We start from the raw sequence: 19,810 nt of genomic DNA on the forward strand, positions 1-19,810 counted from the left end.
GAATGGATTTTCGAATCCCGCAACGAGGAACATCCATGCGCCAACCCGATATTGAGATTTACCTGAAGGACGCCGACGTCGATCACAAGGCCATCGCCGCCTGGCTGGGCGCCGCCCTGGGCCCGTGCACCGACTGGGTCCAGAAAGGCCAGACCTACAAGTGCAAGGCCGGCAGCGTGCCGGTGACCTGGCTGCCCAAGGCGGTGGGCAAATGGAACAGCCTGTACCTGGAAAGCGACCAGACCCCGTGGGACGACGACATCGCCTGCGCCCGCGCCGCGTTTGCCGCGCTGAACGTCGAAGTGCGCTGCGCGCCGGGCACCTGGGTTGAAGAAGAGGGTGAGGAAAGTGCCGACACCTGGATTCGCATCAGCGTAGACGGTGAAGAACAGATCACTTGGAAAACCGCCTGACAGCCCATTGCCAACCCAATCAATGTGGGAGCTGGCTTGCCTGCGATGCAGACACCTTGGTCTATCAGTCAGACCACAGTGATGCTATCGCAGGCAAGCCAGCTCCCACAGTTGATTGTGGCTATCAAGACAACGTTGTTACAGGCCGACCACATCCTCCGCCTGCAAGCCCTTCTCGCCGGTCACCACGGCGTATTCCACCTGCTGGCCTTCGGCCAACGAGCGGTGGCCTTCACCGCGAATGGCGCGGTAGTGCACAAACACATCCTTGCCATCTTCACGCTGGATAAAGCCGTAGCCCTTTGCATCGTTGAACCACTTCACATTGCCGGTTTCACGCGTTGTCATCTGTTCACTCCCACTGGTTTTTTTATTGTTGAGTCGCTCGCATTGAACTGCCGAGTATAAGACAGGCTCAAAAACCATCAACTCAACTTTACATCGCTGCTTTTTTGCCGATTTTCGGCGAATACGGCACACTACCCGCCCGAGCGCCTGCTCGGTTTTTTCCACTTGAAGCAGTTCGCCTATGACCCGCTCCCCGTTCCGCCGTCTGGTGTTTGGCACCTTGCGCCGACTGTTGTACCTCTGGGTTCGCTCAGAGACGATCAACCAGTCGTCCCTCACCCTTAACCTGGACCGCAGCCGGCCGGTTTTCTACGTCCTGCAATCACCCTCCCTCACCGAGTTGGCAGTGGTCGACGCCGAGTGCACCAAGGCCGGCCTGCCACGCCCGGTGCTGCCAGTGTCAGTGGGGCCGTTGATGGAGCCTGCGGCGTTCTTCTACCTCACGCCGGATCCGGATTGGCTTGGGCGCCAGGACAAGCGTGGCGCACCACCCACCCTGACGCGGCTGGTCAATACCCTCACCGAACACGCCGAAGAGAATGCACAAATCATTCCGGTCAGTGTGTTCTGGGGCCAATCCCCCGAAAGCGAGTCCAGCCCCTGGAAGCTTTTATTCGCCGACAGCTGGGCGGTCACCGGGCGTCTACGCCGGTTGTTGAGCATCCTGATCCTGGGGCGCAAGACCCGTGTGCAATTCTCCGCGCCTATCAACCTGCGCGAATTGATCGAGCACAATAAAGGCCACGAACGCACCGTGCGCATGGCCCAGCGCATCTTGCGTGTGCACTTTCGTAACCTGAAGACGGCGGTGATCGGCCCCGACCTGTCCCACCGCCGTAATCTGGTGAAGGGCCTGGTCAATATGCCGCTGGTGCGCCAAGCCATTGCGGATGAGGCCGAACGCGAAAAGATCGCCCCGGAAAAAGCCAAGGCCCTGGCCCTGCGCTATGGCAACGAAATTGCCTCGGACTACACCTACACCGCGATCCGCTTCCTGGAAGTGGTCTTGAGCTGGTTCTGGAACAAGATCTACGACGGCATCAAGGTCAATAACATCGAAGGCGTGCAAAAGGTGGCCCAAGGCTACGAGGTAATCTACGTGCCTTGCCACCGCAGCCATATCGACTACCTGCTGCTGTCCTACCTGCTGTTCAAGAACGGCCTGACCCCACCGCATATCGCCGCCGGCATCAACCTCAACATGCCGGTGATCGGCAGCCTGCTGCGCCGTGGCGGTGCGTTTTTCATGCGCCGCACCTTCAAGGGCAACCCGTTGTACACCTCGGTGTTCAACGAATACCTGCACACCCTGTTTACCAAGGGCTTCCCGGTGGAGTACTTCGTCGAAGGCGGCCGCTCGCGCACCGGGCGCATGCTACAACCGAAAACCGGGATGTTGGCGATCACCCTGCGCAGCTTCTTGCGCTCCTCGCGCATGCCTATCGTGTTCGTGCCGGTGTATATCGGCTATGAGCGTGTCCTCGAAGGCCGCACTTACCTGGGCGAACTGCGTGGCGCCAGCAAGAAGAAAGAGTCGATCTTCGATATCTTCAAAGTGGTCGGCGCGCTCAAGCAGCGCTTCGGCCAAGTGGCAGTCAACTTTGGCGAACCGATCAAGCTGGCAGAGTTCCTCGACGCCGAGCAACCGGACTGGCGCGCCCAGGAACTGGGGCCGAACTACAAACCGGCCTGGCTCAACGAAACCACCAATCGCCTCGGCGAACAGGTGGCGCGTCATTTGAACGAAGCCGCTGCGGTGAACCCGGTGAACCTGGTGGCGCTGGCCCTGCTGTCCACCACCCGCCTGGCGCTGGATGAACAGGCCATGGCCCGCCAGCTGGACCTGTACCTGGCGCTGTTGCGTCGTGTGCCCTACTCGCCCCACACCACCCTGCCGGAAGGCGATGGCCTGGCGCTGATCAAGCACGTCAAGGACATGAACCTGTTGTCCGAGCAGAGTGACGCCCTGGGCAAAATCGTTTATCTGGATGAGCAGAATGCCGTCCTGATGACCTACTACCGCAACAACGTGCTGCACATCTTCGCCCTGCCGGCGTTGCTGGCGAGCTTCTTCCAGAGCAGCTCGCGGATGAGTCGCGAACAGATCCTGCGCTACACCCACGCGCTTTACCCGTACCTGCAATCGGAACTGTTTATTCGTTGGTCCTTGGACGACTTGGACAACGTGGTCGATCAATGGCTGGACGCGTTTGTCGAACAAGGCCTGCTGCGTTTCGAAAACGCCGTGTACCTGCCCCCGGCGCCGAGTTCGCGGCACTTTGTGCTGCTGACGCTGCTGTCCAAGAGCATCGCCCAGACCCTGCAACGCTTCTACATGGCGATCTCGTTGCTGCTCAACAGCGGCCAGAACAGTATCAGCGCCGAAGAGTTGGAAGACCTGTGCACGATCATGGCCCAGCGCCTGTCAATCCTGCACGGCCTCAACGCTCCGGAATTCTTCGACAAGAGCCTTTTCCGACATTTCATCCAGACGTTGCTGGAGCAAGATGTGCTGCGCCGCGATGAAGCCGGCAAGCTGGGCTATCACGACCTGCTCGGCGAACTGGCAGAAGGTGCGGCCAAACGCGTGTTGCCGGCGGATATTCGCCTGTCGATCCGCCAGGTGGCCTTGCACCGCGTGGACGGCGCAACCGAGACCGCGCCTGAACCGGTTGCCACCCCTCCTGAAGAAAAGCGCTAAATTGAACGAGGCGTCGGGCGGATTCCGGCGCCGTTGAAAAGGAGTTGCACCGTGAAAAAACTCATCCTCCTGGGCCTGACCGCCCTGCTCGGAGCCTGCCACTCGATGACCCCAACCCCAAAGGCCAGTCTGGACGGCGAAGTGTTCTACCTGCAACGCATCGCCCTGCCGCCGGCCGCCACCTTGAGTGTCAGCCTGCAGGACGTGTCCCTGATGGACGCCCCGGCCGTGACCCTCGCCGAACAGAAAGGCCCGGTCAAAGGCCAGGTGCCGCTGCCGTTTCACCTGAGCTATGACCCGGCTCAGGTCAAACCGGGCCACACCTATTCGGTCAGCGCTCGCATCGAGCTGGACGGCAAGCTACTGTTTATCACCACCGAGCGGCACACCGTGCAACTCAACGGCCAGGACCCACAACCGCTGCGCCTGCGGGTAGATGCGGCCGCACATTGATCATTCCCACTTCATAAGGAAGCGCCCATGCTCCGCAAATCTCTTCGCCTCACCGCCCTGTGTGCTGGCTTGCTGTTCGGCGCCAACGCCATGGCCCTGGATCTGGGCAGCCTGTCCCAGGGTGACGCCAGCGGCGGCCTCAAGGATGCCTTGACCCAAGGTGCACAGATTGCTGTGAAACAACTAGGGACGCCCGGTGGTTTCAGCAACAACCCGGACGTGAAGATCGGCCTGCCGGGCAAACTCGGCAAAGTCGCCGACAAGCTTAAAATGTTTGGTATGGGTGACCAGGTCACGCAACTGGAAACCAGCATGAACAAGGCCGCAGAAACCGCCGTGACCCAGGCCCAGCCAATTCTGGTCAACGCCGTGAAGAACATGAGCGTGACCGACGCCAAGGGCATTCTCAGTGGAGGCCAGGACTCCGCCACCCAGTACCTGAACAAAAGCAGCCGTGAAGAAATTCGCGCCAAGTTCCTGCCCATCGTCAAGGCCGCCACCGACAAAGTCGGCGTGGCTCAGCAGTACAACGCTCTGGCCGGCAAGGCCGCAGCCTTTGGCGCCGTGGATGCCAAGAGCGCCAACGTCGAAAACTACGTGACCGAGCAGGCGCTGGATGGTTTGTTCAAGATGATTGCGCAGCAGGAAGAAACCATTCGCAAGAACCCGGCGGCGGCAGCCACCAGCTTGGCCAAGAAGGTGTTTGGGGCACTTTAAGCCTTCGCCAGCGACTTGTACCGGGACGTAACGCGGCAAACACTCTGCGGGTGCAGAGTGTTTGCAATGGCTGAATATCAGAACTCAGCGCATTCAACGGCCGATTTGAGCGTTGGTATTCGCATTGCTGTTCGCGTTGGAAACGCTGTTGTTGATCGTAAAATTAGTGGTGGGCTGGGGATGATCGTATTTGAACGATTTGAGCGCGTCCGAAAGCTCACGCCGACTGACGGAGTCATTATGTGAATGTTTGGCGCAAGCGCCGCCCATCTGACCGCCGCCCAGTATCATACCAATCACCGAGTAAAAGTTTCCCACTGCTTGTAGGAGCATATCTATTTCGCCTCTATGAACGTTCTGGAAATGTTATCCACGTGATAAAAACCACCGAATAAAGTACCTGCGAACAGGTAACTATCTGTGGCAAGCCTGAAAAAAAGGTTCCCATTGGGCCCACCCAAAAACAGTCACAGATTTACTCCACGTCCTTCCTGATCCTGAACCAAGCCGCGTACAACGCCGGCAAGAACAACAGTGTCAACGCCGTCGCCACGATCAACCCCCCCATGATCGCCACAGCCATGGGCCCGAAGAACACACTGCGCGACAACGGAATCATCGCCAGCACCGCTGCCAGCGCCGTCAGCACAATCGGGCGAAAGCGTCGGACGGTGGCTTCGATAATTGCCTGCCAGGGTGCCAGGCCGGCCTTGATGTCTTGTTCTATCTGGTCCACCAGAATCACCGAATTACGCATGATCATGCCCGACAGCGCGATGGTGCCGAGCATGGCGACGAAACCGAAGGGTTGGCGGAACACCAACAGGAACAGGGTCACGCCGATCAGCCCCAACGGTGCGGTGAGAAAGACCATGGCCGTGCGCGAAAAGCTGCGCAGTTGCAGCATCAGCAAGGTCAGCACCACCACGATAAACAGCGGCACGCCGGCCTTCACCGAGTTTTGCCCCCGCGCAGAGTCTTCAACCGTACCGCCCACCTCCAACAGATAGCCGTCCGGCAGCTCGGCTCGCACATCGGCGAGCGTCGGCAAGATCTGCTGCACGAGGGTCGCCGGCTGTTCCTTGCCATAGATATCGGCCCGTACGGTCACTGTGGGCAGACGGTTGCGACGCCAGATGATGCCTTCTTCGAATCCATATTCGAGGGTGGCAATTTGCGACAGCGCCACGCTTTTACCATTGTCGGTGGGCACGGCCAGGCTTGGCAGGCGCGACAGCTCGCTACGCTCATGCACCGTGCCGCGCAGGAGGATCTCGATCAATTCGTTGTCCTCCCGATACTGGCTGACGCTGGCGCCGGTCAGGGAACTCTGCAGGAATTTCGACAGGTTGGCAGTGCTCACACCCAGGGCACGGGCACGGTCCTGGTCGATATTCAGGTATACGATTTTGCTCGGCTCTTCCCAGTCCAGATGCACATTCACCACATGGGTATTTTCGCGAACCTTGGCCGCCACTTTGCGCGCCAGCGAACGGACTTCTTCGATGTGCTCGCCAGTCACACGAAACTGCACGGGGTAGCCTACGGGCGGGCCGTTCTCCAGGCGCGTGACCCGCGAACGCAGCGCGGGGAATTGCTCGTTGAGGGTTTCGATCAGCCAGGTGCGCAGGCTTTCTCGCTCCTCGATGGTGTTAGCCAGCACCACAAACTGGGCGAAGCTGGCAGCGGGCAATTGCTGGTCCAGTGGCAGGTAAAACCGTGGCGAACCGGTGCCCGCGTAGGCGACATAGTTATTGATGCCGGCATGCTCCTTGAGCAACGTCTCCAGGCGCTTGACCTGTTCGGCGGTGTTGCTCAGGGAAGCGCCTTCGGCCAGTTTCAGGTCGACCATCAACTCCAAGCGACCGGAAGCCGGGAAGAACTGTTGCGGCACGAAGCGAAACAGTGCAACCGAGCCGATAAACAGCAGCAGGGTCAGCACGATCACGGTTTTACGCCGCTGCACGCACCACTCCACCAGACGCCTTACACGCTGATAGAAGGGTGTGCCGTAAGGGTCCGGGCCGTCGGTGCCGTGTTTGGCCGCATGAATCTTCGCCAGGTCGGGCAGGAGTTTTTCCCCCAGGTAGGGCACAAACACCACGGCCGCCACCCAGGAGGCCAGCAGTGCAATGGTCACCACCTGGAAGATCGAACGGGTGTATTCACCAGTGCTCGATTGCGCGGTGGCAATCGGCAAGAAGCCTGCGGCCGTGATCAGGGTGCCGGTGAGCATGGGGAATGCGGTGCTGGTCCAGGCGAAACTCGCGGCTTTGAGGCGGTCGTAACCCTGTTCCATTTTGATCGCCATCATTTCCACGGCGATGATCGCGTCATCCACCAGCAAGCCCAGGGCCAAGACCAAGGCGCCCAAGGAAATCTTGTGCAGGCCGATGCCCAGGTAATACATGGCGGCAAAGGTCATCGCCAGTACCAGCGGAATCGCCAGGGCGACGACCATGCCGGTGCGCACGCCGAGGGAGAAAAAGCTCACCAGCAAAACAATCGCCAGCGCTTCAGCCAATACCTGGACGAATTCTCCGACGCTGGTCTTCACAGCTGCCGGCTGGTCCGACACCTTGCGCAGCTCCATCCCTGCCGGAAGGTTCTTTTGCAGGCGTGCGAATTGCGCTTCAAGGGCCTTGCCCAGTACGAGGATGTCGCCACCGTCGCGCATGGCCACGGCCAGGCCGATGGCATCTGCGCCCATGTAGCGCATGCGCGGTGCCGGTGGGTCGTTGAAGCCTCGATGGATGTCAGCCACGTCACCGATGCGGAAGGTGCGATCCCCCACGCGTATCGGAAAGTTGCGGATCTCCTCTACTGTCTTGAAGTTGCCCGAAACGCGCAGTTGCACGCGCTCGGTGGGGGTTTCAAAGAAGCCGGCGGTGGACACCGCATTTTGCTCCTGCAACGCCTGTTGTACCGCAGCCAGAGGCAAGCCGAGGGTGGCGAGCTTGAGGTTGGACAGCTCGATCCAGATCTTCTCGTCCTGCAGGCCGAGCAGCTCGACCTTGCCCACATCCGGGACGCGTTGCAGCTGGATCTGGATGCGGTCGGCGTAGTCCTTGAGCACCGCATAGTCAAAGCCGTCGCCGGTCAGGGCGTAGATATTGCCGAAGGTGGTGCCGAACTCGTCGTTGAAAAACGGCCCCTGGATATCCGGCGGCAAGGTGTGGCGGATGTCGCTGATTTTCTTGCGCACCTGGTACCACAACTCAGGAATCTGCGCCGAACGCATCGAATCACGGGCAATAAAGGTGACCTGGGATTCACCAGGACGGGAGAAAGACACGATGCGTTCATACTCACCGGTCTCCATGAGTTTTTTCTCGATTCGCTCAGTGACCTGGCGCGAGACCTCCTGGGCCGTGGCTCCAGGCCAGTTGGTCTTGATCACCATGGCCTTGAAGGTAAAGGGCGGGTCTTCGCTTTGTCCCAACTTGGTGTAGGACAAGGTGCCAACCACGGCCAGCAGGATCATCAGGAACAGTACAATCTGGCGATTACGCAACGCCCATTCGGAAAGATTGAAACCCATGGGGACTACTCCTTGGTCGCCAGATTCACTACACGGTTGGAGCGATCCACCGGGCGCACGGGTTGGCCCTCATGGAGCACATGCACGCCTGCGGCCACCACCCAATCGGTGGCGGCCAAGCCTTCGAGTACCGGCACGGTGTTTTCGCCAAACGCACCAATGCGTACAGGGGTGCGTTCAAGGGTGTTGTCCGGTTTTACACGCCAAACGTAGGACGCACCGTTCTCGGCACTCAGGGCAGACAGCGGTACCGATAGGGGAATGACACCGTCGACCTGGATGAAAACCCGTGCGCTTTGGCCCAGTTCGGCGGGCACTTTGCCGCCGGTGAAGGCTACGCGCGCGGCGAAGGTGCGAGACTTGGGGTCGGCGGCAGGAGACAGTTCACGAATGCGCCCGGCGAAGCGTTGCTCTGGCTGGCTCCACAACTCCACCGACACCGGCTGGCCGATCTTGAAGCGGCCAAAGCCCTGCTCGGGCAGGCTGATCAAGACTTCACGCTCGCCATCGGTGGCCAGGGTGAACACCGTCTGGCCAGCGGAAACCACTTGCCCCACCTCGACGGCACGCTTGGCGACTACCCCATCCTGAGGCGCACGCAGCACGGCGTAGCCGGCCTGATTGCTGGACACATCGAACTCGGCCTTGATCTGCTTCAGGCGTGCTTCACCGGCTCGGTAGAGGTTTTCGGAATTGTCGTACTGCGACCGACTGACCATCTGACGGTCCATCAAGGTCTTGTAGCGATCTCGCTCCGCACGTACCAAGCTCAGATTGGCCTCTGCGGCGGCTACTTGGGCGCGGGTGGCCTCCAGTTGCAGGCGCACGTCCTGGGGGTCGAGTTCGGCCAGCGGCTGGTTGGCCTTGACCCGTTCGCCCTCCTCCACCAGGCGCTTGCTGACTTTGCCGCCGATGCGAAAGGCCAGGTCCGGCTCATAACGGGCACGCACCTCACCGGGGTAGCTGTCCATTGCCTGCGCCGACGGCTGCGGTTGCACCACCATGGCCGGGCGCACGGTGGTCTGGGCCGCTTCTTCATGGCCGCAAGCGGCCAACAGGAAGATCAGGCTGACAGGCAAAGCAAGGGGCAGGAAAGCGCTGCGCATGCTGAAGGACCTTTCGCAAATAGAGCTTGGAATAATTATACTGGCCGGTATGTTATTAATACCAAACTCACCAGTCCAGTATTAAAGGTGAAAATGTCCGACAATCCTCTGAACACCGCAAGCCCCGGGCGCCCCAAGGACATGGCAAAACGCCAGGCAATCCTCGAATCGGCAAAATCGCTGTTCCTGGACAAGGGCTATGCAAACACCAGCATGGACGCCGTCGCCCTGGCGGCCGGCGTATCGAAACTCACGGTCTACAGCCACTTCACCGACAAGGAGACGCTGTTCACCGCGGCGGTAGTGGCCAAATGTGAAGAGCAATTGCCGGTGATGTACTTCGAGCTTCCCGAAGGCATGCCCGTCGAGACGGTGTTGCTCAACATCGCACGCGGCTTTCATCGGCTGATCAACAGCGAGGAGTCGGTAAACCTGCATCGCCTGATGATGACCACCGGCAATCAGGACGTGAAACTCTCCCAGATCTTCTTCAACGCCGGCCCCATGCGCATGCTGCAAGGCATGGAGCGCTTGCTCGGCAAGATTGACCAGGGCGGCGCGCTGAGCATCGACACACCGTTCAAAGCCGCGGAGCACTTCTTTTGCTTGCTCAAGGGCACGGCGAACTTTCGCTTGTTGTATGGCTGCGGCGGACAACTGAGCGCGCAAGAGGCTGAAGAGCATGTGCAGGACGTGGTGCAGTTGTTTATGCGGGCCTATCGCAGCACGGGGCTCGACAGCACCGCATAGGCGGTAGCAACCGACGGTAACCACGATGCGAAGCGAGTCGCTCTTGATCTGCTCTTGATCTGCTTTTGATTTTGATCTTAAGCGCCCCGTCAAACCACGCTGGCCGGAATTCGACAGGGATTTGGGGGGTAAACCGGCAGGGATGCCGGTTTAGCCGCCCCGCGCCATGGATGGCGCGTGGCGGCGGCCCCCCAACTCACTGGCGGATTACGGGCACACCGAGCCCAGGCGAGGTGCCGAGTGGTGGGGCAAGAGCGTTTTGCTTACTTTTGCGCTTTTCAAAAGTGAGCCGCTGTCAGAGCGGAACCCTAGGTGGCCGTTACCGCAGGAATGGATATGTACACAATCCAACTGTGTTGACTGCCAGGCAGCCTTCGCGAGCAAGCCCGCTCCCACAGTTTGGATAGCGGGGCGTCAGGTAGACAGGTGTCGGCTTTCAGGCCGTCATCGCAGGCAAGCCAGCTCCCACATTTGGATTGCGGCGCGCCAGAGAGATAGGCATCGGCTGTCAGGCCGTCTTCGCAGGCAAGCCAGCTCCCACAGTTGGATCTCGCCGCACCTGGGAGATAAGTGCTGCTGTTTGCAGCTTACGGCTTGAGCGCTTTCTTGGGATAAATGTCGTAGCGGCTGGACTTGCCATCCAGCGCATGGCTCGGCTTCGGCCCCTCAATGCAGGGTGCCTTGCGCGGACGCTTGACCACCACACGATGGCTGGCCAGGGCCAGAGCCGCCGCGAGCAACGCCGGGGCATCCGGGTCATCGCCCACCAATGGGCGGAACAGGCGCATTTCCTTCTTTACCAGGGCGGTTTTCTCACGGTGCGGAAACATCGGGTCCAGGTAGATCACCTGAGGCGGCTCGCCCTGCCAGTTGAGCATCACGTCGATGGAGTTGCCCTTGAGCAGCTTCATGCGCGCCACAATCGGCGCCACGTCAAAATCCTCGGCAGCGCGGGCCAGACCATCTTCGAGCAAGGCGCCGATCAGCGGCTGGCGCTCGATCAGGCTCATCTCACACCCGAGGCTGGCCAGCACGAACGCGTCCTTGCCCAAGCCAGCCGTGGCATCCAGCACCCGCGGGCGCACGCCCTGGGCGATGCCCACCGCCTTGGCGATCATCTGCCCGCTGCCGCCGCCATACAACCGCCGATGTGCCGCGCCGCCTTCGACAAAGTCGACCCGCACCGGCCCTGGCGCATCAGGCCCAAGCTGTTGCAACTGCAAGCCGTGCTCCCCCACTTGCAGGGAAAAATCCGCATCGGCCACCTGCAGAGGCAACCCCAGCAGCGAAGCCCACTGTTCAGCGCGGGCCTGGAAGCTGTCAGCCAAGGCTTGGACCTGGATGCGGCTGGCCGCTGGTTGTTCGTTCATCAATCGCCACGCTCAAAAATATTAAGGATCGGCAAACAACGGCCGATAAAAATCACAGTCAGGTATTTTGCCAGAGCTGAGCGTCGACCGAGAAAAATGTCAGACATTCTTCCCCTTTCCATCGGTGTACTGCCGACCCACAACCATTACGGCCTGCGCAATACCCAAGCGCTGGCCGGGGTGAGTCATGTGTGGCAGGACTTCTTCGCCCGTGCGTTGGCCGAGCAGCTCGGTGAAACGTCGGACGCGCTCGCCGCCAAGACGCCTGCCCCGGCAGACCCGGCGGTTGAACCCCGCGAAGGCGCCGACCTGCTGGCGCAGATCCTCACCCAGCGTGAGTGCGATGTGAAAGACACCGAGATCGCCCCGCCGGAACCGCTCTTCCTGCCAATTGCCGAGTTCGAAACCGAGCTGCTGCCACCGGCCGCGACGCCGTTCCCGGAAGAAGAAGTTATCGTCCAGCAACGCCAACAAGCGTTTGAGAGCGAGTGGGTGCGCCCCATTGTGCTGAACGCCGGCCAACCGCTACCCGCGCCGGGCCCGGCGCCACAACCACGCCCACTGCACCTGCCGATTGCCGAATTCGAGCTGGACCTGCTGCCACCGGCCGCCACGCCGTACCCCGAAGAAGAACTGCTGGCGCAGCAAAAGGCCCTGGATTTCGATTACTACTGGGCGCGCCCGCTGGTGACCCACAACCTGCGCCTGGCCGCCTGAACCTTAGCGACACACCCACCAACGCCCCATGTCCAGATGGAAATGGTTGCGATGGGCGGCGTTGTAGTCCGGGCTCAACACCACGTTGAAATCATCACAGGCGCCATCGCGTACCAAGCGCAGGAAACGCGCACTGTCGCCCTGGCCCGGCCAATCCTTGAGCACGCTGATGCTGCGCCCATCCGCCAGGCGAAAACCGGCGATATCCAGGGCATTGGCCGACGCATGCTGGCTGAGTCGACCGTCGGCACGGTTGTTGTAGATATTACGGCAGGCAAAACTGCCCAAATGCTCGACGCGGCTCACCGCTTGGCCAAACACGGCCTGGGCCGCCGGTTGCAGGCTATGTCGCTCGAACAAGGCGAACGCCACCGCCAGCGGGCAACTGGCAAGAAAGCTGCTGCTCAAGGCCACGTCAGCGCCCTGCACGCGCAGGACACTGCGCAAGGGGCACGCTGCATCAGTCGGTGTATCGGCCTGGCGGCTCACGCGCAGACCAGAGGTGTTCAACACCTGGTCACACAGCGCTGGATCATCCTGCAAACGACTGAGCTTGTAGCGCGTCAACAGGTTGGGGCTCGCTCGCACATCCAAGGGCGCCCAGGGGTTCCATTCAGGCGGCATCGGCACCCAACCCCGCCAGACAGCCAGCGCAAATGCCCCCACCAGCACCAGCAACACACTCAATGTCTTGACCATACCCACGGCTCAACCCTCAAAGTAGTCCGAGCTGCTCCGCCACGGGTTCTCGATGCAAGGCAGGCAGCGGCGGTAGCCCTGGCAGGCGCACCATCAGCTTGGCGTGGAAGCGCAGCGCCAGCTGTGCCGCGAGACGGTTGTCCGACGTGTGCAGGAACATATAGGGCGTGCGGCCCTCTTCGATCCAACTGGCGATCTTTTCCACCCAGGGAATCAGGAACGGGTCATTGGCCTCAAGGTCCGGATGCCCGATGAAGCACACCTGGGGAAACTGCGTCAGGGCCGCCGGGCGCGGTGGCACCCGGGGCTTTTTTGACTGGGCATGCAGCACCGCTTCCGAGGTAGAAGTACAACTGAACAGTGCACGGGGATCGAGGCAGATGCGCTCGACACCGCGATCGCGCAACAGGCGGTTGAGCATGCGCTCAGCATCACCCTTGGCAAAGAACTGTTCATGACGCACCTCCACGGCCAGCGGCCGATCAATGCCATCGAGAAATCCAGCCAGCTCCGCCAGGCGTGGCGGCGTAAAGCTCTTCGAGAGCTGCAGCCACAGCGGTGAAACGCGCTCACCCAACGGGCTCATCAAGCCGACAAAACTTTCTGCCGCCGGCAACTGTTCACGTAAATCGCCAGCATGGCTGATATCGCCGGGGAATTTGGCGGTGAAGCGAAAATCATCAGGCATGATTTCGGCCCAGCGCTGCACAGTGGCGGCCGAGGGGCGAGCGTAAAAAGTGGTATTGCCCTCAACGGCGTTGAAGACCTGGGAATAGAGCCCGAGGTAATCGCTGGAACGTGCCTCAACGGGATACAGGTACTCGCGCCAGGCGTTTTCACTCCAGGACGGGCAGCCGATGTAATAAGGCAAACGCATCAGATATGGATATCGAGACCCAGCACTTCCATATCCCATTCGACAAAGCCGGCAGTGGTCAGGTAGCTGGCCAGGGCGGTGGCAACGCTTTTGCTCATGGAACGGGGAAAGACCATGTCTTGCTGACGGGCAGGAACGCCGCTGATACGTGCGCTCGAGGCGCCTTGAGCTTTGGAAGGCGTATCGATGTGTACTTCGATGAAGTCCGGTGAATCCTCGACGGACTCGTCTACCGTCACGCTCGCCTTGCGCGGCTTACGCTTGAGGGGGTACGACTGTGAGGAAAAACCGTCTATACGCATACATGCAGACTCGGTATCAATGATGGCAATTTAGCGGCACTTTCCATGGCGCGCAAATGCTCTGGTGATAACTAGAACACATAATTTGTAAAAGGTTTAAAAACCCAGGCAAATTCTGACGATTGGCGAAATTTGCCGCGTAACGCCCACATTTTTGGCGTCAAATAATCCCGCGTTCGGCCTTGGTCTGCGCGACTTTATCGCGCAGGTACACCGGTGCTGCCTGGTCCGCCGCAATCGCCTCGCCGCGCTCGAATGCGAAACGTGCCAACGCCAGCAGGTCTTCGGCGTGGGGCAACATCGCTGCGTCCTGCTCGGCACACGACACCTTGATGCGCTCGCCATAACCCCAGCCCGTGCCGGCACCGAACCAATCACCGCTGGCGTCAGCGGGCAACTGCGCAGCTTCGGGGGCAAGCACCGCTTCCGCACCGACCAGGCGCATTTCGCCTGCGGTCTCACGGTAGCAACCCCAGTAAACCTCATCCATGCGCGCATCAATTGCCGCTGCCACCTGCGATGCCCCGTGCTCACGCAACGCACGCTGGGCCAGTACCGCCAGGTTGGACACCGGCAACACCGGGCGCTCCAGCGCAAAGGCCAGGCCCTGCACCACGCCAATGGCAATGCGCACGCCAGTGAATGCACCGGGGCCACGGCCGAACGCGATGGCATCCACGGCAGCCAGGGTGGTACCGGCGTCTTCAAGCAGTTGCTTGATCATCGGCAACAATTTCTGCGCGTGCAGGCGCGGGATCACCTCGTAGTGGCTCGTGACCTTGCCATCGTGCAGCAAGGCAACGGAGCAAGCTTCAGTCGCGGTGTCCAGGGCCAGCAGGGTGCTCATCGGTGTGGGTGTCCAAGTCGGAAAAAAGTGCGCCAGTATAAACAACAACGGCCCGCAAGCGGGCCGTTGTCTGTGCCGCCGATTAAGGGATCAGCTCAGTGCTTGCAGCACCTTGGCGGTGATGGCCTCTACCGAGCCCACACCAGGGATGTGGCTGTATTTCGGCTTGCCCTGGGCTGCGGACAGCTTCTGGTAGAAGTCCACCAGGGGCTTGGTCTGGGAATGGTAGACCGACAGGCGATGACGCACAGTTTCTTCGGTGTCGTCTTTACGCTGCACCAGGTCTTCGCCAGTGACATCGTCCTTGCCTTCGACTTTCGGCGGGTTGTAGACGATGTGGTACACGCGGCCCGAGCCTTCGTGAACGCGACGGCCAGCGATACGCTGGACGATCTCTTCGTCTTCAACTGCGATCTCGACCACGGCGTCCAACTCCACGCCCGCCTTCACCAAGGCTTCAGCCTGGGGAATGGTGCGTGGGAAGCCGTCGAACAGGAAACCGTTCTTGCAGTCTTCCTGGCTGATGCGTTCCTTGACCAGGTTGATGATCAGGTCATCGGAGACCAGGCCGCCGCTGTCCATCACGCTCTTGGCGATCAGGCCCAGCTCGGTGCCAGCCTTGACGGCCGCACGCAGCATGTCGCCGGTGGAGATTTGTGGAATGCCGAATTTTTCAGTGATGAACTTTGCCTGAGTACCTTTACCGGCCCCGGGAGCTCCCAGCAGAATGACGCGCATCGATGTGCTCCTCAATTTTTTATAGAGATGACGCTCGGATTCGCCGCGTGGGGCCAATCTCGTAAAAATGTGGTTCTAGGCCGATCAAACGGCCAAAGGCTGATCAAGATACACAGCGGGCCCTCACCATACAAGCCGCCAAAAGTAGGAGAAACCCGCGCCGCACATGCGTCAGCGCCAGGGTGTGCCTGAGCGCAACCCGCCTGCTCAAAAGACGACCGCCCGTTTCCGGGCGGTCGTCGTGGTTTATCCGCAAACCATTGAGTACACGCAAAAAACCTCAACCGGTGTTGCGCAAACCGGCCGCAATACCGGCCACGGACACCAGCAGCGCCTGTTCCAGAGGGCTGTCTTGCGCAGCCTCCTGCTGACGGGAACGTGCCAACAACTCGGCCTGCAACAGGTGCAAGGGGTCCAGGTAGGTGTTGCGCAGGCGGATGAACTCCAGGGTGTCGGGGCTATGGGCCAGCAGCTGCGACTGGCCGGTCAGGCCAAGCACCACGTCACACGCCTGCGACAATAGGTCGCGTAAGTGCGCACCCAATGCCAGCAGGTCCGGCTGCACCAGACGCTCATCATAAAGACGGGCGATATCGGCATCGGCCTTGGCCAGCACCATTTCCAGCATGTCGATGCGCGTGCGAAAGAATGGCCACTGCTCGCGCATCTGCCCCAGCAATTGACCTTCACCGCGCTCCAGCGCCTTGCTCAGTGCCGCTTCCCAGCCGAGCCAGGCGGGTAGCATCAGACGCGTCTGGGTCCAGCCAAAGATCCATGGGATGGCGCGCAAGCTTTCTATCCCGCCCGCACGGCGCTTGGCCGGGCGACTGCCCAAGGGCAAACGGCCCAACTCCTGCTCCGGCGTGGACTGGCGGAAGTACTCGACGAACTGCGGATTTTCCCGCACCACGGCCCGGTAAGCGCTGACACCGTCTGCCGCCAGTTCGTCCATCAGATGACGCCAGGCAGGCTCGGGAGGGGGCGGCGGTAACAGGGTCGCTTCCAGTACCGCCGCCAGGTAGAGATTGAGGTTCTGCTCAGCGATATCCGGCAGACCGAATTTGAAGCGAATCATCTCGCCCTGCTCAGTGGTACGGAAACGCCCCGCCACCGAGCCCGGCGGCTGCGACAGGATAGCCGCGTGTGCCGGGCCACCGCCACGACCAACGGTGCCGCCGCGACCATGGAACAACAATAGCTCCACCTGTTGCTCGCGGCAGATATCCACCAGACGTTCCTGCGCCCGGTACTGCGCCCAGGCGGCGGCCGTGGTGCCCGCGTCCTTGGCCGAGTCCGAGTAGCCAATCATCACTTCCTGCGGGCCCTGCAAGCGTGCGCGGTAACCCGGCAATTGCAGCAGGCGCTCCATCACCGGTCCGGCGTTGTCCAGGTCGGCCAGGGTCTCGAACAACGGCACTACGCGCATCGGCCGTTGTACGCCCGACTCTTTCAACAGCAGTTGCACCGCCAATACATCCGACGCGGCGCCCGCCATAGAGATGACATACGAACCTAATGACGCCGCCGGTGCGGCGGCGATTTCCTTGCAGGTATTCAATACCTCGGCAGTGTCCGCCGAGGGTTTGAAGTAACCCGGCAGCAAGGGCCGCCGATTGGTCAGTTCCTGGGTCAGGAAGCTGATACGCGCATCCTCATCCCAGTCCTCATAACGCCCCAGGCCCAGGTAATCGGTGATTTCGGTCATGGCCGCCGAGTGACGGCTGGAGTCCTGACGCACATCCAGGCGCACCAGGAACAGGCCGAACGTCACGGCACGGCGCAGGCAGTCGAGCAGCGGGCCATCGGCGATCACGCCCATGCCGCATTCGTGCAGCGATTGGTAGCACAGTTGCAGCGGGTCGAGCAGGTCGCGGTTGTCCTGCAACACCTCGGCCGGCGCCGGGGTGGTGCTGGTCAACGAGGTGTGGGCCCACTGGCGCGTGGCGCGCAGGCGTTCGCGCAGTTGCTTGAGCAAGGCACGATAAGGTTCGACGCTGTCGCCGACTTTGGCTTGCAACGCCGGGCTGGCCTGTTGCATCGACAGCTCGGAAGCCAGTTGATCAATGTCACGCAGATACAAATCCGCCGCCATCCAACGCGCCAGCAGCAGCACTTCGCGGGTGACCGGCGCGGTGACGTTCGGGTTGCCGTCACGGTCGCCGCCCATCCACGAAGCAAAGCGAATCGGCGCAGCCTCCAGGGGCAGGCGCAAGCCGGTGGCGGCGTGCAGGGCCTGGTCGGCCTTGCGCAGGTAATTGGGAATGGCGTGCCACAGCGAATGCTCGATCACCGCAAAGCCCCATTTGGCTTCATCTACCGGCGTGGGGCGCACGCGCCGGATTTCTTCGGTGTGCCAGGCTTCGGCGATCAAGCGTTGCAAGCGCTCGCGAATCTGCTCGCGCTCGGCGGTGGTGAGATCGCGGTGATCCTGCAAGGCCAGTTGCGCGGCAATGGCATCGTATTTCTGAATCAGCGTGCGGCGGGCCACTTCGGTGGGGTGGGCGGTGAGCACCAGCTCGATGTCCAGCCGCGCCAGCTGCCGGGCCAAGGATTCATTGCTGTGCCCTTCGCTTTGCAGACGGGCCAGCAATTCTGGCAAGACGCGGGATTCGAACGGCGCAGATTGCGATTCATCGCGCCGATGAATCAACTGATATTGCTCGGCAATGTTGGCCAGGTTGAGGAACTGGTTGAAGGCCCGCGCCACGGGCAGCAACTCCTCCTCCTGCAACTGATTGAGGCTGGCGCTCAGTTCATCACCAGCGGCATTTTGCGAAACGGCTCCACGGCGGTCGGCCTTGGCGCCTTTGCGGATCTGCTCGATCTTATCGAGGAAAGCCTCGCCGTACTGCTCTCGAATGGTGTTGCCCAACAGCTCACCCAGCAGGTGAACATCCTCACGCAAGCGTGCATCGATATCACTCATCAGCCAATCTCCAGCCAGAAATCCGGGACGCGCAGGTGCTTCAGAGTGCCGCCGACGTCGGTTTCTGACAAGGCCGAACGCGAACGACTTTAAACCTTGGCGCTTACAGCTAGTCTCAACGATGAGTCGCCGCGTTATTTTCACGCAGGCGGCTGGTCACTCATCACCGCCTGCCATCGCAGGCTTTATTGAGGTAGCCATGAAAATTCGAGAACTGGCCCAGCATTGGGAAGAAACCGCCAAGGGTCGTTTGACCAAGACTGAATACGCCATTCATCTGGATGTAGAAGCCGCTGCCCGGCTGGCGGCCATTGCCGAGATGTACCCCAAGCGCCACGTCGAAGAACTGCTCGGCGAGCTGATCGGCGCCGCACTGGAAGAGCTGGAAGCCAGCTTTCCCTACATCCAGGGCCAGCAGGTGATTGCCACCGACGAAGAGGGTGATCCGCTGTATGAAGACGTCGGCCCCACCCCACGTTTTCTCACGTTATCCCGTCGCCATTTGCATGATTTATCAGCCGTTGCTGACGAACAAAAACACTGATAAACATTTATTGACGTCAATTAAACCCACGTATTCCGGGCCTTTTACAGGCCCGGAGGTACCGCTGCCCGCCGCGAAAGTTCCATTTTTTAAACATTGACCAGTCAGTCAGATATTTTTTTAGGCAAATCGCCATATCCGCTGAACTTTTGAAAAAAGCCTCCGGTCACAGCCAGTAGCCATCACTTGTGGAACGGTCGTTTGAACGGACGCCATGTGCTTTACCGACGGGCCCGAAATCGATACGCCCCGATGGATTTTGATGTTTTTCAGGAGTTATCCAATGGAGTTGAAGACGATGAACACCAGCACTGCCAAATCCTCGTTTAACCACCTGCGCGGGCTCAAATTGGCCGCGCTGGCAATCGGCACCAGCTTCGTTCTGGCGGGCTGCGCCGGCAACCCTCCAACCGAGCAGTACGCCGTAACCCAATCGGCCGTCAACAGCGCAGTCAGCGCCGGCGGTACCGAGTATGCGGCGGTGGAAATGAAGTCGGCCCAGGACAAGCTCAAAGAAGCTGAGATTGCCATGCACGACAAGAACTACGACAAAGCTCGCCAACTGGCTGAACAAGCCGAGTGGGATGCTCGCGTCGCTGAGCGTAAAGCCCAGGCTGCCAAGGCTCAACAGGCTGTGAAGGATTCCCAGAAGGCTGTTGACGAACTGCGTAAAGAAGGCATGCGCCCAGCTGCAATCATGCAGAAGTAAGCCGCTGCCACTTGACTGCATCGCACCTGATATCGAATTGAAAGGACGACAC

Annotated in this window: 19 protein-coding genes; 8 read left to right on the forward strand and 11 right to left on the reverse strand. The window is 60.5% G+C overall.

Going from position 1 to position 19,810, the window contains the following annotated elements:
- Positions 1–35: 35 nt before the first annotated feature.
- Positions 36–413, forward strand: coding sequence for a hypothetical protein (locus tag MHH62_RS09695; protein WP_014717220.1), 378 nt, complete (start codon positions 36–38; stop codon positions 411–413).
- 138 nt (positions 414–551) lie between these two features.
- On the opposite strand, the gene MHH62_RS09700 is transcribed toward MHH62_RS09695, so the two are convergent.
- On the reverse strand, positions 552–761 hold the full coding sequence (locus MHH62_RS09700; RefSeq protein ID WP_003189131.1) for a cold-shock protein: 210 nt from the start codon (positions 759–761) through the stop codon (positions 552–554).
- Between the two features lie 181 nt (positions 762–942).
- On the opposite strand from MHH62_RS09700, the gene plsB reads away from it, so the two are divergent.
- The 3 genes from plsB to MHH62_RS09715 are packed head-to-tail and all read left to right on the forward strand — an operon-like array spanning position 943 to position 4,632.
- On the forward strand, positions 943–3,462 hold the full coding sequence (gene plsB, locus MHH62_RS09705) for a glycerol-3-phosphate 1-O-acyltransferase PlsB (RefSeq protein ID WP_339232866.1): 2,520 nt from the start codon (positions 943–945) through the stop codon (positions 3,460–3,462).
- Between the two features lie 51 nt (positions 3,463–3,513).
- On the forward strand, positions 3,514–3,915 hold the full coding sequence (locus tag MHH62_RS09710; protein ID WP_014717218.1) for a YbaY family lipoprotein: 402 nt from the start codon (positions 3,514–3,516) through the stop codon (positions 3,913–3,915).
- Between the two features lie 27 nt (positions 3,916–3,942).
- Complete coding sequence (locus tag MHH62_RS09715) at positions 3,943–4,632, forward strand: DUF4197 domain-containing protein (protein ID WP_003189124.1); 690 nt, start codon at positions 3,943–3,945, stop codon at positions 4,630–4,632.
- Positions 4,633–4,725: 93 nt separating this feature from the next.
- Here the strand turns inward: MHH62_RS09715 and MHH62_RS09720 are convergent, their stop codons facing one another.
- The 3 genes from MHH62_RS09720 to MHH62_RS09730 form a co-directional block, all read right to left on the reverse strand.
- Entirely contained in the window at positions 4,726–4,965 is a 240-nt protein-coding gene (locus MHH62_RS09720) for a hypothetical protein (protein ID WP_019817869.1), read from the reverse strand.
- 142 nt (positions 4,966–5,107) lie between these two features.
- The gene (locus MHH62_RS09725) at positions 5,108–8,173 is read right to left on the reverse strand and encodes an efflux RND transporter permease subunit (RefSeq protein WP_339232867.1); all 3,066 of its coding nucleotides are present in this window, start codon (positions 8,171–8,173) and stop codon (positions 5,108–5,110) included.
- A 5-nt stretch (positions 8,174–8,178) separates the two neighbouring features.
- Entirely contained in the window at positions 8,179–9,279 is a 1,101-nt protein-coding gene (locus tag MHH62_RS09730; protein ID WP_336826842.1) for an efflux RND transporter periplasmic adaptor subunit, read from the reverse strand.
- A 93-nt stretch (positions 9,280–9,372) separates the two neighbouring features.
- Between MHH62_RS09730 and MHH62_RS09735 the strand changes: the two genes are divergently transcribed.
- Positions 9,373–10,029, forward strand: a complete 657-nt coding sequence (locus MHH62_RS09735; RefSeq protein WP_019817872.1) for a TetR/AcrR family transcriptional regulator — start codon at positions 9,373–9,375, stop codon at positions 10,027–10,029.
- A gap of 587 nt (positions 10,030–10,616) precedes the next feature.
- Here the strand turns inward: MHH62_RS09735 and MHH62_RS09740 are convergent.
- Entirely contained in the window at positions 10,617–11,399 is a 783-nt protein-coding gene (locus MHH62_RS09740) for a class I SAM-dependent methyltransferase (protein ID WP_014717213.1), read from the reverse strand.
- A 96-nt stretch (positions 11,400–11,495) separates the two neighbouring features.
- Between MHH62_RS09740 and MHH62_RS09745 the strand changes: the two genes are divergently transcribed.
- The gene (locus MHH62_RS09745) at positions 11,496–12,116 is read left to right on the forward strand and encodes a hypothetical protein (RefSeq protein WP_032903259.1); all 621 of its coding nucleotides are present in this window, start codon (positions 11,496–11,498) and stop codon (positions 12,114–12,116) included.
- A 3-nt stretch (positions 12,117–12,119) separates the two neighbouring features.
- Here MHH62_RS09745 and MHH62_RS09750 read toward each other — a convergent pair whose 3' ends face one another.
- The 6 genes from MHH62_RS09750 to ppc all read right to left on the reverse strand — a co-directional run bounded on the left by MHH62_RS09750 (position 12,120) and on the right by ppc (position 18,505).
- Positions 12,120–12,815, reverse strand: coding sequence for an extensin family protein (locus tag MHH62_RS09750; protein WP_339232868.1), 696 nt, complete (start codon positions 12,813–12,815; stop codon positions 12,120–12,122).
- A gap of 16 nt (positions 12,816–12,831) precedes the next feature.
- On the reverse strand, positions 12,832–13,692 hold the full coding sequence (locus MHH62_RS09755; protein ID WP_339232869.1) for a DUF72 domain-containing protein: 861 nt from the start codon (positions 13,690–13,692) through the stop codon (positions 12,832–12,834).
- Positions 13,692–13,994 carry a hypothetical protein gene (locus MHH62_RS09760; protein ID WP_339232871.1) on the reverse strand — a complete coding sequence of 101 codons (303 nt, stop codon included), beginning with the start codon at positions 13,992–13,994 and terminating at the stop codon, positions 13,692–13,694. Before MHH62_RS09760 ends, MHH62_RS09755 begins: the two co-directional genes overlap by 1 nt.
- A gap of 160 nt (positions 13,995–14,154) precedes the next feature.
- Entirely contained in the window at positions 14,155–14,841 is a 687-nt protein-coding gene (gene tsaB, locus MHH62_RS09765) for a tRNA (adenosine(37)-N6)-threonylcarbamoyltransferase complex dimerization subunit type 1 TsaB (RefSeq protein ID WP_019817729.1), read from the reverse strand.
- Between the two features lie 90 nt (positions 14,842–14,931).
- Positions 14,932–15,579, reverse strand: a complete 648-nt coding sequence (gene adk, locus MHH62_RS09770; protein ID WP_003189104.1) for an adenylate kinase — start codon at positions 15,577–15,579, stop codon at positions 14,932–14,934.
- A 280-nt stretch (positions 15,580–15,859) separates the two neighbouring features.
- Positions 15,860–18,505, reverse strand: a complete 2,646-nt coding sequence (gene ppc / locus MHH62_RS09775; RefSeq protein WP_060767075.1) for a phosphoenolpyruvate carboxylase — start codon at positions 18,503–18,505, stop codon at positions 15,860–15,862.
- A 199-nt stretch (positions 18,506–18,704) separates the two neighbouring features.
- Between ppc and MHH62_RS09780 the strand changes: the two genes are divergently transcribed.
- Together MHH62_RS09780 and MHH62_RS09785 are read left to right on the forward strand one after the other, a co-directional pair.
- Entirely contained in the window at positions 18,705–19,049 is a 345-nt protein-coding gene (locus MHH62_RS09780) for a hypothetical protein (RefSeq protein ID WP_014717206.1), read from the forward strand.
- 283 nt (positions 19,050–19,332) lie between these two features.
- The gene (locus tag MHH62_RS09785) at positions 19,333–19,758 is read left to right on the forward strand and encodes a DUF4398 domain-containing protein (protein ID WP_003189094.1); all 426 of its coding nucleotides are present in this window, start codon (positions 19,333–19,335) and stop codon (positions 19,756–19,758) included.
- Positions 19,759–19,810 lie beyond the last annotated feature (52 nt).

Origin of the sequence: Pseudomonas sp. FSL L8-0168, from assembly GCF_037976155.1 — a bacterium.
In the GTDB taxonomy this organism is placed as follows: domain Bacteria; phylum Pseudomonadota; class Gammaproteobacteria; order Pseudomonadales; family Pseudomonadaceae; genus Aquipseudomonas; species Aquipseudomonas paracarnis.